Source organism: Prauserella marina (assembly GCF_002240355.1).
GTDB classification, from domain to species: Bacteria; Actinomycetota; Actinomycetes; order Mycobacteriales; family Pseudonocardiaceae; genus Prauserella_A; species Prauserella_A marina.
Genome location: NZ_CP016353.1, coordinates 3,765,932 through 3,780,889 on the forward strand (window position 1 = coordinate 3,765,932; position 14,958 = coordinate 3,780,889).

General features: G+C 68.6%; 12 protein-coding genes. 5 read left to right on the plus strand and 7 right to left on the minus strand.

Annotated elements, in window-relative coordinates; genetic code table 11:
• Window positions 1–60: 60 nt before the first annotated feature.
• On the minus strand, window positions 61–507 hold the full coding sequence (locus BAY61_RS17675) for a roadblock/LC7 domain-containing protein (RefSeq protein ID WP_176879833.1): 447 nt from the start codon (window positions 505–507) through the stop codon (window positions 61–63).
• Complete coding sequence (locus BAY61_RS17680) at window positions 504–1,883, minus strand: ATP-binding protein (RefSeq protein WP_091808660.1); 1,380 nt, start codon at window positions 1,881–1,883, stop codon at window positions 504–506. The genes BAY61_RS17675 and BAY61_RS17680 overlap by 4 nt, the downstream gene beginning before the upstream one ends.
• 472 nt (window positions 1,884–2,355) lie before the next feature.
• Here BAY61_RS17680 and BAY61_RS17685 point away from each other — a divergent pair, with 472 nt between their 5' ends.
• Window positions 2,356–2,940 carry a histidine kinase gene (locus tag BAY61_RS17685; RefSeq protein WP_091808662.1) on the plus strand — a complete coding sequence of 195 codons (585 nt, stop codon included), beginning with the start codon at window positions 2,356–2,358 and terminating at the stop codon, window positions 2,938–2,940.
• A gap of 95 nt (window positions 2,941–3,035) precedes the next feature.
• The gene (bluB, locus tag BAY61_RS17690) at window positions 3,036–3,779 is read left to right on the plus strand and encodes a 5,6-dimethylbenzimidazole synthase (protein ID WP_091808663.1); all 744 of its coding nucleotides are present in this window, start codon (window positions 3,036–3,038) and stop codon (window positions 3,777–3,779) included.
• On the opposite strand, the gene BAY61_RS17695 is transcribed toward bluB, so the two are convergent.
• The 3 genes from BAY61_RS17695 to BAY61_RS17705 are packed head-to-tail and all read right to left on the minus strand — an operon-like array spanning window position 3,662 to window position 9,154.
• On the minus strand, window positions 3,662–5,056 hold the full coding sequence (locus BAY61_RS17695) for a pyridoxal phosphate-dependent decarboxylase family protein (RefSeq protein ID WP_143021436.1): 1,395 nt from the start codon (window positions 5,054–5,056) through the stop codon (window positions 3,662–3,664). The genes bluB and BAY61_RS17695 overlap by 118 nt on opposite strands.
• Window positions 5,057–5,105: 49 nt before the next feature.
• Entirely contained in the window at window positions 5,106–7,988 is a 2,883-nt protein-coding gene (locus BAY61_RS17700) for an FAD-binding and (Fe-S)-binding domain-containing protein (RefSeq protein ID WP_091808665.1), read from the minus strand.
• Window positions 7,988–9,154, minus strand: coding sequence for a pyridoxal-phosphate-dependent aminotransferase family protein (locus tag BAY61_RS17705; RefSeq protein WP_091808666.1), 1,167 nt, complete (start codon window positions 9,152–9,154; stop codon window positions 7,988–7,990). The genes BAY61_RS17700 and BAY61_RS17705 overlap by 1 nt, the downstream gene beginning before the upstream one ends.
• Before the next feature lie 144 nt (window positions 9,155–9,298).
• Between BAY61_RS17705 and BAY61_RS17710 the strand changes: the two genes are divergently transcribed.
• Both BAY61_RS17710 and BAY61_RS17715 read left to right on the plus strand, forming a co-directional pair.
• Entirely contained in the window at window positions 9,299–10,639 is a 1,341-nt protein-coding gene (locus BAY61_RS17710; RefSeq protein WP_091808668.1) for an SLC13 family permease, read from the plus strand.
• A gap of 75 nt (window positions 10,640–10,714) precedes the next feature.
• The gene (locus BAY61_RS17715; RefSeq protein WP_211323616.1) at window positions 10,715–11,506 is read left to right on the plus strand and encodes an IclR family transcriptional regulator; all 792 of its coding nucleotides are present in this window, start codon (window positions 10,715–10,717) and stop codon (window positions 11,504–11,506) included.
• Window positions 11,507–11,554: 48 nt separating this feature from the next.
• Here BAY61_RS17715 and BAY61_RS17720 read toward each other — a convergent pair whose 3' ends face one another.
• Both BAY61_RS17720 and BAY61_RS17725 read right to left on the minus strand, forming a co-directional pair.
• Complete coding sequence (locus BAY61_RS17720; protein ID WP_091808671.1) at window positions 11,555–12,328, minus strand: enoyl-CoA hydratase/isomerase family protein; 774 nt, start codon at window positions 12,326–12,328, stop codon at window positions 11,555–11,557.
• Between the two features lie 40 nt (window positions 12,329–12,368).
• The gene (locus BAY61_RS17725; RefSeq protein ID WP_091808673.1) at window positions 12,369–13,562 is read right to left on the minus strand and encodes a CaiB/BaiF CoA transferase family protein; all 1,194 of its coding nucleotides are present in this window, start codon (window positions 13,560–13,562) and stop codon (window positions 12,369–12,371) included.
• Window positions 13,563–13,694: 132 nt separating this feature from the next.
• On the opposite strand from BAY61_RS17725, the gene BAY61_RS17730 reads away from it, so the two are divergent.
• Window positions 13,695–14,840, plus strand: coding sequence for a class I tRNA ligase family protein (locus BAY61_RS17730; protein ID WP_091808674.1), 1,146 nt, complete (start codon window positions 13,695–13,697; stop codon window positions 14,838–14,840).
• Window positions 14,841–14,958 lie beyond the last annotated feature (118 nt).

Below are 14,958 nucleotides of genomic sequence, written 5' to 3' on the forward strand. Positions count from 1 at the left end.
TTCCGGTGTGCCTGCGCTGAGGAGTTCTCTTGAGACACAGTGATCACATCCTCGCCCGGGTCAAGCCTGCGAACGCCGTGCGGTGAGCACGCGGCGCAGGTCGGCACGGATCTCGGGGGTCAGCGCGTGACCGGCGTTGCGGACGAACTGGGTCATCTCGTACGCGACGACCTTCATGTCGCAATCAGGTCCGGTCAGCACCGCGAGACCGGCGCCGGAACCGATGCCCATGAACAAGAAATAGCCTTGCGAGAGCCGGATGATGATCTGCTCGCAGGTGCCCTTGTCGAACAACGTCGCGCTGTTGCGGGCAAGACTGAGCAACCCGCTGGCGATGGCGGCGAGCTGCTCGGCGTCCTCATTGCTGACCTCGTCGGACGCGGTCAGCGGAAACCCGTCAGCCGACATGATCAGCGCGTGCGTGACGCCATGGACCTTGCGGACGAAATCGTTGATCAGCCAGGAGAAGTTCTGGGTCTGTGCGCTGGAGTCGATGTCGGGTGTCACTGCTGCTTTCCCTCAGTGCTCGTGTCGGCTTCGCCACTGCTGCCCTCGCCACGCTCACTGTGCGCTCCACGGGCGTCGTGCTCGTCTTGGGCCGCCTGCTCGCCGTCGCTGAACGCGCCGAGGTCGGCGAGCAACTGATCTTGTCCCGCCTCGTCGATGGCGTCCAGGTCGCCGGACAGCGCGGGCGCGGCCTCGCCTTCCTTGTTTCCCGTGGGGTTCTTGAGACTCTTCGACACTCGCCTCGGCAAACCGCTCGCCGTGGTCCCGCCGATGACGGGAGTCGGTGACGGCCTGCGCCGGGGAGCAGGTGCCTCGTCGGCGGACCTGCTCGGCGTGCGCCGGGGAAGCCCGCCGCCGGTCGCGCCCTGTTCGTCGTGCGAGGACGGGGATGGAACCGGGGCAGGCAGCGATCCGGAGTTGTTGTGCACGGGTTCCTCGATGTGCTCCGGAAGCCAGTTGCGCGCGTGCCTTCCGCTCTGACCGAGCACCACGGTCTGCGCGCCCGTCCAGCTCGCCTCCGGCAGTTCGGCGACGAGCGAAGAGGGAACCAGCACCGTCGCCGTGGTGCCGTGCGGAAGCCTGCGGTCGAGCGAGACTCGCATGTCGTGCCGGACGGCGAGCCTCCTGACGACGGCGAGCCCCATGTGCCGCACCGAGTCGTCGTCGAGCACCGGCGCGTTGGCCAGGCGGTTGTTCAGCTCCTCAAGACGTTCGGGGGGAAGGCCGATGCCCTCGTCCTCGATCCGCAGGAGCACGCTGCCCTGTTCGGTGAGGTGCGCGCTCACCCTGACCAGCGAGTTCGGTGGTGATTGGTTGGCGGCGTTGTCCAGCAGTTCGGCCAGTAGCCTGCTGAGGTCCTCCGCGGCGAAGCCGACGACTCCGAGCGACACCACCCTGCCGATGGTGATGCGGGAGTACTGGTCGATCGACGACATCGCGCCGCGCACCGCGTCGACGAGGGACGCCGTGTCGGCCGAACTGTCGCTGGCGTCCCTGCCCGCGAGAACCCTCAGGTTCTCGGCGTTGCGCCGCAACCGGGTCGCGAGGTGGTCGAGCCGGTAGAGCTGCCCGAGCCGTTCCTCGTCTTCTTCCTTGGTCTCCATCTCCTCAAGCTGGGACAGGAGTGAGTCCACCAGGTTGAGGTCGCGAAGAGCGATGCTCGCGCAGATGTCGACAAGGGCTTCGGGTGTGTGCTGGGCGGACTCGCCTGCCACGACGGGATCCCCTGGCTGTCCGGCGGGCACCGCGCCGATGGCCAGCCGGTCGGGAGGTTCGTGCCTCGGGGGATCGAGGATGTGTGCTGCCGCCACTCGCGAGCGGTCCAGCAGCAGTCGTGAGCGGTCCAGCAAGTCTCGCGCTCTCGCCCGCCTCGCCATGCAGTCCACTACTTTCTTTTTGCGTACGGGCCTATATCGGTTCGGTCACCCCCGTGACCGACGCAGCTATGCAAGCAGACCTTGCGGCCGTTGTCCACAACCAGTTCAAGTTCAGTTGCCTACGGTGACCCCTGGTTGTTCGCTCAGTCAGCAACAGCCGACATCGACAGCCCGGGAAACACCAACAACGACCGCCCTGCCCCGAATGCGCGCTTCGGTGTCACCAGGATTTCGCATCCATGCCACCGGAAGTGACCGAACGCGACGAAGATCACCAGCGAACCGGGTCCCGTGCCGCCGCACTGGCTAACCCTTGACTCGAAGGGCCTGCCGCCACTGATCGCCGGTCTACGGAGAGCAGAACGATCGACTGCCCACCCTGGATCGACAACAGCGGTGAGTACTTGGCAAGATACGGGCCTTCGGGCGCAGCTTGCAGCTCGCGTGGGACGCGACCGTGGAAGGATCCTCTGTGAACCGCCAGACCGCGCAGGTCGACGACCTTCGGCTCGTCGCACTGCCCAGCGCCGTCAACTGCACCGACCTCTTCGTCCGCTTCTCGCTGACTGAATGGTCGTTGCCGGTCATGTTCGACGACGCGACGAAAGCCGCGCGGCTGCTCGTGCAGGCCGTCGTGGACACCACCGACGCGAGAGCACCGGGTTTCGTGACGGTGCGGCTCCGGCTTTCCGGCGACTGCCTGGTGGTCGAGGTCGAGGACGATCAGCGGGCCAGGGTCCACGACGCGGCTCCCCAGGTGCCCGGTATGCGCACCGGCGCCGTTCCCCTTGAGGGAAGGGGCAAGCTGGTCTGGTGCGAGGTGCCGCTTCCCGGCGGGGTCAGCGCCGACGCCGTCCGCCTTCCGCACAGGGGCGACCGGCGCTCGCAGATCAACGAGTACACCCAGCAGCCGGAGGCGAGTCCCGGCGGCGCGCGCCACTCCGGCGAGCAGGCGAGCCCGCACGGCGCGCTGCCGCCGTGGCAGCAGCAGCCCCCCGGCGTCGACCCCGCGCTCGTCGACAGGGTTCTCGTCGGCCTCAAACGACAGGAATGGTGAGCAGGCCGGCCGCCCGCTGACGCCATCCGTCCATTATGGACGATCAGAAGCGGGGCGGCGTTCACCGGCAGGGACCCCGGCCTTAGAGTCGGGGCGTGTCCACTGACTTCATCGCGGCGTTCTACGAGTTGTGCGCTCGCCGCAGAGACGTGCGCACCGAGTTCACTGGTGCCCCGCTCCCCGAGGACGTACTGCACCGGATACTCACCGCCGCGCACGCGGCGCCCAGCGTCGGACTGAGCCAGCCGTGGGACTTCGTGCTCGTGCGCGACAGGGCGACGAGGCAGCGATTCCGGGACCACGTCCACGAGGAACGGCGCCGGTTCGCCGGCGAGCTCAGCGGTGAGCGCGCCGAGACGTTCTCCCGCATCAGCGTCGAGGGCATCATGGAGTCGACGCTGTCGATCGTGGTCACCTACGATCCGCGGCGCGGCTCCCCTGCCGTCCTCGGCAGGCACGCCATCGCCGACGCCGGGTTGTACTCGGTGTGCCTCGCCATCCAGAATCTCTGGCTCGCCGCGACCGCGGAAGGGCTCGGCATCGGCTGGGTCAGCTTCTACCGCGAGGACTTCCTGCGCGAACTCGTCGGCATTCCCTCAGCCGTCCGGCCGGTCGCGTGGCTGTGCGCCGGACCGGTGAGCGAACTGGCTGAGGTTCCCGACCTGGAACGGCACCGCTGGCGCGAAAGGATGCCGTTGGCGGCCGTCGTGCACGACGAGCGCTATCCCGCCGAACCGGCCACCGCCCCCACGGACGCCGCGGCGCGCAGCACGGCCTCGGCCGAGCGGTCGACGTCGGACTCCTTCGTCGACCAGTTGGACACCGACACCCGGATGTAGCGGCGTCCGCGCCAGGTGGTGCCGCCGAGCCAGCAGGTTCCCTCGCGCTGTACCTCGGCGATGACCCGGTCGGTGTGCTCGTCGGAGGAGAAGCGCACGAGTGCTTGGTTGAGCACGATGTCGTTGCCGATCTCGGCTCCGCCTTCGGCGAGCGCGGAGGCGAACCTGCGGGTCAGCGCGCAGGTTCGGCCGACCAGTTCGGCCACCCCCGACCTTCCCAGCTCGCGCAGCGCCGCCCACACCGCGAAACCCCGCGCCCTTCGCGACGATTCCAGGGTGAAGTCGGCGAGCGCGGCCTCGCCGCCGGAACCGACGAGGTAGGCGGCGGTGTAGGACACGGCGGCGGCGTGTGCCTCGGGGTCGGCGCAGAAGGCGAACCCGCTGTCGTAGGGCACGTTGAGCCATTTGTGCCCGTCGCAGGCCCAGGAGTCGGCGAGTTCGACGCCGTCGACGAGCGTGGCGGTGTCCGGGTTCGCCGAGGCCCACAGCCCGAAGGCACCGTCGACGTGCGCCCAGCCGCCGTGCTGGTGCAGCAGGTCCGTCGCCGCGCGAAGGTCGTCGCAGGCGCCGGTGTTGACGTTGCCTGCTTGCAGGCAGCCGATAAGGGGACCGCTGCCCTGGTCGAGCACCCTGGCGAGGTCGTCGAGGTCGATCGCGCCGGTGGGATCGGCGCGCACCTCGGTGACCGCACTGGTCCCGAAGCCGAGCAGCCGCAACGCCCTGTCGATCGTGGCGTGCCGTTCCTCGCTCGCCACGATCCGGACGGGCGGTGCCCCGGCAAGCCCTCGCGACTCCACGTCCCAGCCCGCGTCGGCGAGTACCCTGTGCCTCGCCGCGGCAAGCCCGACGGTGTTGGCCGCCTGTCCTCCCGTGACGAACCCCGTCGACGCGGTGGCGGGAATGCCGAGCAGCTCCTTGAGCCAGCGTCCCGCGCAATGCTCTGCGGCATCGGCCGCCGGGGAAAGCACCCTGTTGAACGCGTTCTGGTCCCAGCCGACGGCGAGCAGGTCGGCCGCGGTTGCCGAGGGGAGGGAGCCTCCGGTCACGAACCCGAAGTACCTCGGCCCCGCCGTCGCGACCAAACCCGGCTCCGCGGCGGCGCACAGTGCCGCGAGCACCGTGTGCGGCGGGCTCGGCCCGGCCGGCAACGCCGAGCCGAAACCGGCCCGTAACGCCTCGGGCTCCACCGGGGCGGCCACCGGCCGTTCCGGCAGGCTCGCGAGGTAACGCGTGATCTCGTTGGCCGCGGTGCGCAACAGTTCCGCCGTCTCCACCATCTCGCTCACGCGACCGACTCTACGCACCGGAGGACGCTGTCCGCAGTGCTCAGTCGCGTAGCGCCGCCCTGATCAATTCGAGCGGATGCAGTGCCCCGCGTTGCGTCCCGTGCGCGATCTGCTGCCTGCACGAGACCCCGGTCGCCGCGACGATCGTGCTGTCGGGTTCGGCGGCGACGGCTGGAAAGAGCCGGTCACCGCCCACCCGCATCGACAGTTCGTAGTGCTCGGCCTCGAACCCGAACGAACCGGCCATGCCGCAACAGCCCGCGTCGAGGTCGGTCACCTCGGCTCCGGGAATGCGGCGCAGCAGTCCCGTGGTCGCCGCCGTGCCGACCTCCGCTTTCTGGTGGCAGTGGCCGTGGAAGAGGATGCGCCTTTTCGCGGGCCACCGTTCACCGGAGAGCACCAGATCGCCGTCGTCGATCGCCTCGGCCAGCACGTCCTCCAGTTGCCGTACCCTGTCGGCCACCTCGCGGGCTCTCGGATCGCCTTCCAGCAACGACAAGGTCTCGTCGCGCAGGGTCAGCACGCAGGACGGTTCGCAGCCCACGATCGGCGCACGGGAACCGGCGAGCCTCGCGACCAGCGCGCCCGCCTTCGCCTTCGCGTCGGACACCAGGCCCTTCGACAGGCTCGACCGCCCGCAACAGCCCTGGCTGACCAGGTTCACCTCGTACCCCGCGCGTTCGAGCAGTTCGACTGCCGCCCTGCCGATCTCGGGTTCGGTGTAGGTGGTGAACGAGTCGGCCAGCAGGAGGATCGGTCCTCTTCGGCCTGTTCCGCCCTGAGAGCGCCGCCGGAACCAGGACACGAGGTGCCGCCGGTGAAATCTGGGCAACGGCCGGGCCGCCGTGATCCCGAGCCGCCGTTCCAGCAACCGCCGCAACACCGGGATTCTGCCTGGCAGGTTCGACAACGGCGCGGTGGCGGCACCGAGCCGGTTGAGCGACCTGATCGCGCCGAACACCCGTGACCGCAAGGGAATGCCGTGGGTGTCGTGCCGCTGCGCGAGCGCCTCCGTCTTGAGTTTGGCCATGTCGACGCCGAGCGGACATTCGCTCTTGCACGCCTTGCACATCAGGCACAGGTCGAGCACGTCGTGAAGGCGCTCGTCGCCGAGCGCGGCTCTCGGGTCCGGTTCGGACAGTGCCTTCACCAATGCGTTGGCTCTTCCCCTCGTCGAGTCCTCTTCGCGCAGCGTGGCCATGTAGGACGGGCACATCGCGCCGCTGTCGCTCTTGCGGCACAGGCCGATGTTCATGCACCGGTCGGCGGCGCCGCGCATCCCGCCGATCACCTCGAAGTCGAGGTGGGTCCGCAGCGGCGCGGCCTTCGGCAGCGCGGGATCGCGCAGGTTCTCGGTCATCGCGGGGGCGTCGACGATCTTGCCGGGATTGAGCGTGTTCCCGGGGTCGAACAGCCGCTTGACCTCACGCATGGCCTCGTAGAGTTCGGGTCCGAACAATTCCCTGTTGAACTCGCTGCGGGCGAGGCCGTCGCCGTGTTCGCTGGAATTGACTCCACCGTATGCGGTCACGAGGTCCTTGACCTCTTCGGCGACCGCCCGCATCGTCTCGATCTGGCCGGGTGCGGTGAGGTCGACGAAGGGCCGGACGTGCAGGCAGCCCACCGAGCAGTGGCCGTAGAACCCGGCTCGCAGGCCATGTTTGTCGAGGATCGCCGCGAATTCGGCCGTGTATTCGGAAAGGTGCCGGGGATCGACGGCGGTGTCCTCGACGAAGGCCAGTGGCCGGTTCGCGCCCGAACTGGCCGCCATGAGCAGACCCAGACTCGACTTGCGTACCTTGAGCAGCGACGCCTGTTGCGCGGGGGTGACCGCTTCCAGCGTGTGGTAGCCGTGGCCGTGCTCGCGCCACAGTTTCGTGAGCCGGTGCAGGCCGTCGAGCAGGCGCGCTTCGTCGTCACCGCTGAACGTGACGAACAGCAGCGCCTCGGGATCGCCGACGAGGATGTCGCCGAGTGCGGCATACTCGATGCGCTGCCTCGAAAGGTCGAGAATCGTGCGGTCCATGAGTTCCACGGCGGCGGGATCGCATTCCAGCGCGTCCTCGGTGGCGGCGATCGCCTCCCTTGTCGAGGCGAAGTGGCCGACGGCGATCACCGTGGCACGGGGCTTTGGCACCAGATCGACGACGGCGCTCGTGGCGACCACGAGCGTTCCCTCGGCGCCGACCACGAACTTGGCCAGGTCGAAGGGCCCCTCACCGGCGAGCCGGTCGAGCCGGTAGCCACCGGCCCTCCGCCAGAACTCGGGAAAACCGGTGGTGATGGCATCGCGGTGACCGGCGACGATTCCCGGCAGCTCCCTGTACAAGGCCCCTTCCAATGTGGACATCCGGGCTTTCGCCGCCACCTCCTCGGCGGTGCGCGGCGCGAACGTGGCCGTCGAGGCGTCGGAGAGCACGATGTCGAGTGAGCGGACGTGATCGATGGTCATCCCGTAGCGCACGGAACCGCTGCCTGCCGAGTTGTTGCCGATCATGCCGCCGAGCGTGGCGCGGTTGCTCGTCGAGGTGTCCGGCCCGAACATCAGCCCGTACCTGGCCGCCGCCCTGTTGAGCTGGTCCTGCACCACTCCCATCTCGACTCTCGCCGTGCGGGCCTCTGGATCGAGTTCGCCGATGCGATGCAGGTGCCGCGAGAAGTCGATGACGATCCCCGGGCCGACGGTCTGTCCGGCGAGACTGGTACCCGCTCCCCTCGGCACGACCGGAACCCCGCATTCGCCCGCGATGGCCACGGCGGCGGCGACGTCGTCGGCGTCACGGGGGAACACCACTCCCCTCGGCGTGATGGCGTACATGCTGGCATCGCGCGAGAACACGTGCCGGGTGTAGTCGTCGAAGGCGACCTCTCCGGCGATTTCGGTACGCAGCCGTTGTTCGAGTTCCCTCGTCAGCGTGTCCATCACGCCGCCTCCAGTACGTCCAGCGCGGCGGTGATCCCGCCATGGCCCACGGGAACTCCGGCCAGCGAAAGGCCCATCTGTACCCCGCTGAGCGTTCCGGCCAGCGTCAGATCGTTGAAGTGCCCGAGATGGCCGATGCGAAACACCTTGCCGCGCAGCTTGCCCAGTCCCGCGCCGAGCGACATGTTGAACCGGTCGAGGATGATCGCCCTGATCTTGTCGGCGTCGTGCTCGCCGGGAACGAGCACCGCGGTCAGCGCGGGCGAATGGGCCCGATCGTCCAGGCACAACAGGTCGAGGCCCCACGCGCGCACCGCGGCCCTCGTCGCTTCCGCGTGCCGCAGGTGCCGCGCGAACACCTGGGGAAGGCCCTCCTCGTCCAGCATGCGCAACGCTTCCCGCAGTCCGTAAAGCAGGTTGGTCGCCGGAGTACTGGGGAAGAAGCCGGTCCGGTTGGCCTCGATGACCGGTCGCCAGTCCCAATAGGACCTCGGCAGCCGCGCGGTTTCCGCCGCCCGCAGTGCTTTGTCGCTGACGGCGTTGAACCCGAGGCCGGGCGGCAACATCAATCCCTTCTGCGAACAGGAGATCGTGACGTCGACACCCCATTCGTCGTGCCGGTAGTCGACCGAACCCAGCGAGGAGATGGTGTCCACGAGCAGCAGCGCGGGATGCCCGCTTTCCCGCAGCGCGCGGCTGACCGGCGGAATGGCACTGGTGACGCCGGTCGAGGTCTCGTTGTGCACGACACACACCGCGGCGATCTCGTGGGCGGTGTCGGCGGCAAGGCGCTCGGCGAGCGCGTCCGCGTCGACGCCGTGCCGCCAGTCACCAGGCAGGAAATCGACGGTCAGGCCGAGGTTCGTCGCGAGGTCGCGCCACAGTGTGGCGAAATGACCCGTCTCGAAAGCCAGTACCCGGTCACCAGGACTGAGCGTGTTGACGAGCGCTGCTTCCCACGCGCCGGTACCGGAACCGGGATAGACGACGACGGGATTCGTGGTGCCGAATACCGGTTTCACGGCTTCGAGAACGTCCGTGGTCAGTGCGGCGAATTCGGGTCCTCGATGGTCGATGGTGGGCGCGGACATCGCCCGCAGCACCCTGTCGGGAACGTTGGTGGGGCCGGGAATTTGCAGGAAGTGCCGGCCGATCGGCTGTGCCATCGGATACTCCATTGGTCTATTCAGGACTCTTGACGGTCAATTGTGTCGCGCGCCATACTTCCTCGGTGCGAGACCACGCTTTCGCATTACGGAATCCATGGATTTTCTGCGCCCGCGAGCCAACGTCTGCCTCCAGGAGCTTCGATGTCCATCCAGATATATTCGATCATCGGCCTGGTTCTCATTTTTCTCCTCGCGACCCTGCGCTCGGTGAACATGGGAGCGGTTGCCTTTCTCGGCACCTTTCTGATCGGAACCTTCATATTCGATGAATCCGTGGACGATTTGTTCTCCGGATTCCCCGGTGACCTCTTCGTCGTCTTGGTCGGCGTGACACTGCTGTTCGCCATCGCCAAGGCAAACGGCACCGTCGATTGGCTCATCCAGGCCGGTGTTCGTGCCGTGCGCGGGAGAATCGCCCTCATTCCGTGGGTGATGTTCCTCGTCACGAGCCTGCTGACGATGGTGGGTGCCGTCGTCCCCGGCGCGGTGGCCATCATGGCGCCGATCGGGCTGAACTTCGCCACCCGCTACCGCATCAACCCGATGCTCATGGGGCTGCTGATCATCAACGGCGCGAGCGCGGGCGGCTTCTCGCCGATCAGTATTTTCGGCAGCATCACCAATGGCGTCGTCGAGCGCAGCGGACTTCCCGGAAACCCGGCGCTGCTGTGGATCAGCTCGTTCCTGTTCAACGCCGTACTCAGCGTCGTGGTGTTCTTTCTCTTCGGCGGCAAGCAACTCCTGCGGCGCAGGATCTCCACCGAGCCAGGCGCGCCCTCCGACAGCGACGACGAGGACGTATCCGGCGGCCCGGTTTCCGGCCCGTCCGGCGGCACGGCCACCTCGACGAAGCAACGCACGACCAGCAGCACCGAGGTGAGCACGCTCAACCCGCAACGCGTCATCACACTGGCGGGCCTCATCGTGCTCGCGGTGGGCGCGCTGGCTCTCGAATTCGATGTCGGCCTGCTCGCGCTGAGCATCGCGACCGTCATCTGCCTGCTGTCGCCGCGGGACACCAAGGGCTGCGTGGCCGAGGTCGCCTGGCCGACCGTGTTGCTGATCTGCGGCGTGGTGACCTACGTGGGCCTGATGGAACGGGTCGGCACCATCGAATTCCTCGGCGACAGCGTCGCGGGTATCGGGGTGCCGCTGCTGGCCGCGTTCGTGATCTGCCTCATCGGCGCTGCGGTGTCGGCATTCGCCTCCACGACCGGCATTCTCGGCGCACTCATCCCGCTTGCCGTCCCGTTCCTGCTCACCGGGCAGGTCGGCGCCGTCGGCATGATCATCGCACTGGCGCTGTCGTCGTCGGTCGTCGACTCGTCCCCGTTTTCCACCAGCGGCGCGCTCGTCGTCGCCAGCGCGCCGGAACAGGTACGCGACACCGTGTTCCGGAAGCTCATGATCTGGGGCATGAGCATGATCGTCGTGGCTCCGGTCGCGGCCTGCCTGATCTTCGTGATTCCCGGCTGGTTGTGACCTGCCGCGTGCCCGTCGACATCGCTGCCGGTGTCGGCGGGCACCGGCCCCCCGTTGCCCGGCTAGACTGCGAGAATGAGCGAGGGCATGCGCACCGTACTGTCCGCTTTCCGGGTTCTCGAAGAGGTCGCCTACACCCAGCCGGCCGGAGTCGGCGAGCTGGCGCGAAGACTGCGTCTTCCCAAGAGCACCGTTCAGCGCGCGCTCAGGACACTGTGGACGGCGGGCTGGATCTGCCCCGACGGCGCGGAGATCACCCGCTGGGTGCTCACCACCCGCGCGCTGCACATCGGACAGCGGGCCATCGCCGACCTCGGCGTCCGCGACGCCGCCGCGGCGATCATGCAGGAACTGCGCAGGGAAACCGGCGAGACCTCGCACCTCATGGTGCGCGAGGGCGATCACGCCGTGCTCATCGAGCGCGTCGAGACGACCCACCCCATCCGCGCCGTGATCCCGCTGGGCAGCGCCGTCCCGCTGCACGGCTCCTCCAACGGCAAGGCGATGCTCGCGCAACTCGGCAAGGACGAAGTGACGGCGATCATCGGCGACACGCTGGAGCGCTACACCGACAACACCATCGTCGAATGGGACGACTTCTTCGCCGAACTGGACAGCGTGCGCGCGCTCGGCTACGCCTCGAACGTCGGTGAATGGCGCACCGACATCGCGGCTGTCGCCGCCGCGATCTTCGACCACGAGGGCGCTCCGATCGCCAGCATCTCGGTGTCCGCCCCTGGCAGCAGGATGACCGAACAACAGCGGCAAACCTATGGCGCGCTGGTGATCGAGGCGGCCAACCGCATCAGCGCGACCCTCGGCTACCGGCGGCCCGCCGATGGCGACGAAGACCACGGGCCGCGGTGACGGCCCCAGGGACGTCGCCGCCCGCGTTCCGATCGTGGGCACGGGAACTCACCGGCCCCGCCACCGGGGCGCTCGTTTGCCGACGAAAGCGGCCACTCCCTCCGCGAAATCCGCGCTGCCGTAACACATTTCCACCAGGTCGTCGCCGTCGGGAAGGTCGTGCTCCCGCAGCCTGCGGATCGCGGTCTTGCTCGCCAGCATCGTGAGCGGGGCCTGACCGGCGAGCTGATCGGCCAGCTCCCCCACCCTGCCGGTGAGCCGGTCCGGTTCGACCACTTCGGACACCAGCCCGCAGCCGAGCGCCTCGCGCGCGCCGGTGAATCCCGCCGTCAGCAACAAAGTACTCGCCCTTCCCGCGCCGACGAGGTGTACGAGGCGGGCGTAGGTCGCCATCGAAAGACAGTTGCCGACGGTGCGTGCGATCGGAATGCCGAACTTCGCGTCCTCGGTGCACACCCTGAGATCGCAGGCAGCCGCGATGGCGAGTCCTCCCCCTGTCGCGTAGCCCTCGATCGCCGCGATGACCGGTACCCGCACGCGTTCCAGCCTGGCGAGGACGCTCTCGATCCTGCGCTCGTAGGCCAGTCCGTCCCGCGCGCCCCGGAATTCGCTGAACTGCGCGATGTCGGTGCCCGCGACGAACGCCTTTCCACCGGCACCACGCAATACCGCCACCCTGACGTTCTCGTCGGCGTCGACGCGTTCGCAGAAGTCGACGAGTCCGTCGTACATGGCCCAGGTCATCGCGTTGCGGGCGCTCGGCCGGTTGAACGTGGCCACGGCGCGGGATCCCGTGAACTCGGTCAGCAGCTCGTCGGTCATGGCCGTCCTTCCCTCGTTCTTCGCCTCGGGTAACCGGGTCTCAGCCCACCGCTCCGGTGGAGCGCAGCGCTTCGATCTCCTCCGCCGAACAGCCGGCGGCGGCAAGGACTTCGTCGGTGTGTTCGCCCAGCGCGGGCGCGACCCTGCGCACGCTGCCAGGGGTCGCGCCGAGCTTGACCGGAATGCCAAGCGAGCGCACCGTTCCCTCCCTCGGGTGCTCCAGTTCCAGCACCATCTCGCGGGCCAGCGTGTGCGGATCGGCGCAGGACTCGGCGTAGTCCCGGATGGGACCGGCCGGCACCCCGGCATCCAGCAGCTCGTCGACCCAGACACCGGTGTCCTTGCGCCGCAAGGTGACCGACAGTTCGGCGGCCAGCTCGTCCCGCCGCTCCACCCTGTCGGTGTTGGTGCGAAACCGTTGGTCGGCAAGGAGATCCTGACGTCCGAGCACCTCGCACAGCCGCGACCACAGCCGGTCGTTGTTGGCGCCGATGGTCAGATAGCCGTCCCGGGTGCGCAACGCCTGATACGGGGCGTTGACCCGGTGGGCCGAGCCGAGCCGCCCAGGGGCCGCCCCCGTCGCCCACAGTTCCGACGTCTCCCAAATGGACAGTGCGAGCGCCGCGTCGTAGAGCGACGTGTCGATGGCCTGCCCCACTCCGGTGACCTCGCGGGAAAGGCAGGCGCTCAGGATGCCGATCACGCAGAACAGGCCCGCCGAGAGATCGGCGACCGGGACGCCGCATTTCACCGGCTCGCCGTTCGCGTCGCCGGTGACGCTCATGATGCCGGACATCGCCTGTGCGATGAGGTCGTAGCCGGGACGCTGGGCATACGGCCCGGTCTGCCCGAACCCGGAAATCGACGCGTAGACCAGTCGTGGGTTGAGCTCACGCAGTGACGCGTAGTCGACGCCGAGCCTCGCGGCGACTCCTGGCCGGAAGCTCTCCACCACCACGTCGGCGGTGGCCGCGAGGCGGTGGAAGACAGTTCTGCCCTCCTCGGTCTTGAGGTCGAGCGCGATGCCGCGTTTGTTGCGGTTGACCGCGAGGAAGGCGGCGCTCTCCCCGCCGGGAAGCCGGTGGCCGGTCGCCTGGCGCGTCGCGTCGCCCCTGCCGAGGGGTTCGACCTTGATGACGTCGGCACCGAGGTCGCCGAGGAGCTGGCAGCAGTAGGGACCGGCCATGACCTGCGTCAGGTCGAGCACGGTGAGGTGTTCCAGGGCGAACGGCATCGGGCTCCCCGCACCAGATCTTCCGTGCCGTGTATCGGCACGGCTACTTATTTTACGGCACGACTGTACGAGTGCCGGAACCAGCCGGTCAAGGGAGTCGCGCGCCACCGCGCGCTGCGGCATCGTGGCCGCATGACGTTCGAGTCCATGACACGGAAGCGGCCGATCGCGGGGGCGAGCGCCGTGAGTATCGGCGGGCATCGGGTGCGGTTGCTCGATCGCGCCAGGATCTACGCGTGCGGGGTCACGCCCTACGACGTGACCCACGTCGGGCAGGCGGCCACGTTCCTGTGGGTCGACACGCTGGCACGGGTGCTGCGCGTGCTCGGCGTCGAACCACTCGTCTGCCGCAACGTCACCGACGTCGACGACGTCCTGCACGACGTCGCGCGACACCGGGGCACGCCCTATGACCAGCTGGCCTCCTTCGAGCAGTTCGAATTCGAGGGCGACATGGCCGCGCTCGGCGTGCGGGCGCCCGATCACGCTCCGGTCGCGCACGGTTTCATCGACCCGGTTCGCAGGCTCGCCGCCGCCCTCGTCGAATCGGGAACCGCCTACGCGCGCGAGGGGTCGGTCTACTTCCGGGGAGCCGGGGTCGCGGACAGGGCGGGGCTGGACGAGGAAACGGCGCTGCGGCTCGCCGAGGCCAACGGCGGAAGACCGGACGATCCGGCGAAGGACCATCCACTGGACGTCGCGGTGTGGCAGGCGGCCGAACCCGGCCACCCCGCGTGGAGTTCCCCGTGGGGCAGGGGCAGACCCGGCTGGCACGCGGGGTGTGTGGCCATGGCGACGTCGGTGTTCGGGATCGGGGTCGACATCCACGCGGGCGGTGCCGATCTGCGGTTCCCGCACCACGCCTATCACGCGGCGATGGCCGAGGCGCTGACCGGCACCGCCCCGTACGCGCGGGCGTGGCTGCACGCGGGGACGGTGCGGGTCGGCGGCGTGAAGATGGCGAAGTCGGAGGGAAACCTCGTGGCTGTCCGGGATGTGCTCGCCGAGCATCCGGCTCCGGTGCTGCGACTGGCCGTGATCGACCGGCCGTGGCACAGCGACTGGGACTACGCCCCTTCGGTGCTCGACGCGGCTGCCGGGCGGCTGGCGAAGCTGTACCGAGCGGCGGGGCGGCCGGGAGAGTCGGATGAAGCCGTGGTCGAGAAGCTGCGGCTGCTGCTGGCCGATGAACTCGACGTACCGGCCGCCATCGACCTCGCGACCGAGGTGGGCGGCAGCGCCGCCCGGCTCCTGGTCGCCACCATGGGCCTGACCTGACCCGCGAGTCCCCCGTCCAGGACAGCGACACCCGCACCCAAGGCGCCGAGATCCGCGCTCAGGTCACCGAGTTCTGCATTCAGGTCACCGACATCTGCACTCGGGTCACCGACATCTG

Excerpts from the sequence above, each read along its gene's own strand:
- BAY61_RS17680 (WP_091808660.1), bottom strand. The coding sequence starts at position 1,883 with ATGGCGAGGCGGGCGAGAGCGCGAGACTTGCTGGACCGCTCACGACTG.
- BAY61_RS17695 (WP_143021436.1), bottom strand. The coding sequence starts at position 5,056 with ATGGTGGAGACGGCGGAACTGTTGCGCACCGCGGCCAACGAGATCACG.
- BAY61_RS17700 (WP_091808665.1), bottom strand. The coding sequence starts at position 7,988 with ATGGACACGCTGACGAGGGAACTCGAACAACGGCTGCGTACCGAAATC.
- BAY61_RS17705 (WP_091808666.1), bottom strand. The coding sequence starts at position 9,154 with ATGGCACAGCCGATCGGCCGGCACTTCCTGCAAATTCCCGGCCCCACC.
- BAY61_RS17710 (WP_091808668.1), top strand. The coding sequence starts at position 9,299 with ATGTCCATCCAGATATATTCGATCATCGGCCTGGTTCTCATTTTTCTC.
- BAY61_RS17715 (WP_211323616.1), top strand. The coding sequence starts at position 10,715 with ATGAGCGAGGGCATGCGCACCGTACTGTCCGCTTTCCGGGTTCTCGAA.
- BAY61_RS17720 (WP_091808671.1), bottom strand. The coding sequence starts at position 12,328 with ATGACCGACGAGCTGCTGACCGAGTTCACGGGATCCCGCGCCGTGGCC.
- BAY61_RS17725 (WP_091808673.1), bottom strand. The coding sequence starts at position 13,562 with ATGCCGTTCGCCCTGGAACACCTCACCGTGCTCGACCTGACGCAGGTC.
- BAY61_RS17730 (WP_091808674.1), top strand. The coding sequence starts at position 13,695 with ATGACGTTCGAGTCCATGACACGGAAGCGGCCGATCGCGGGGGCGAGC.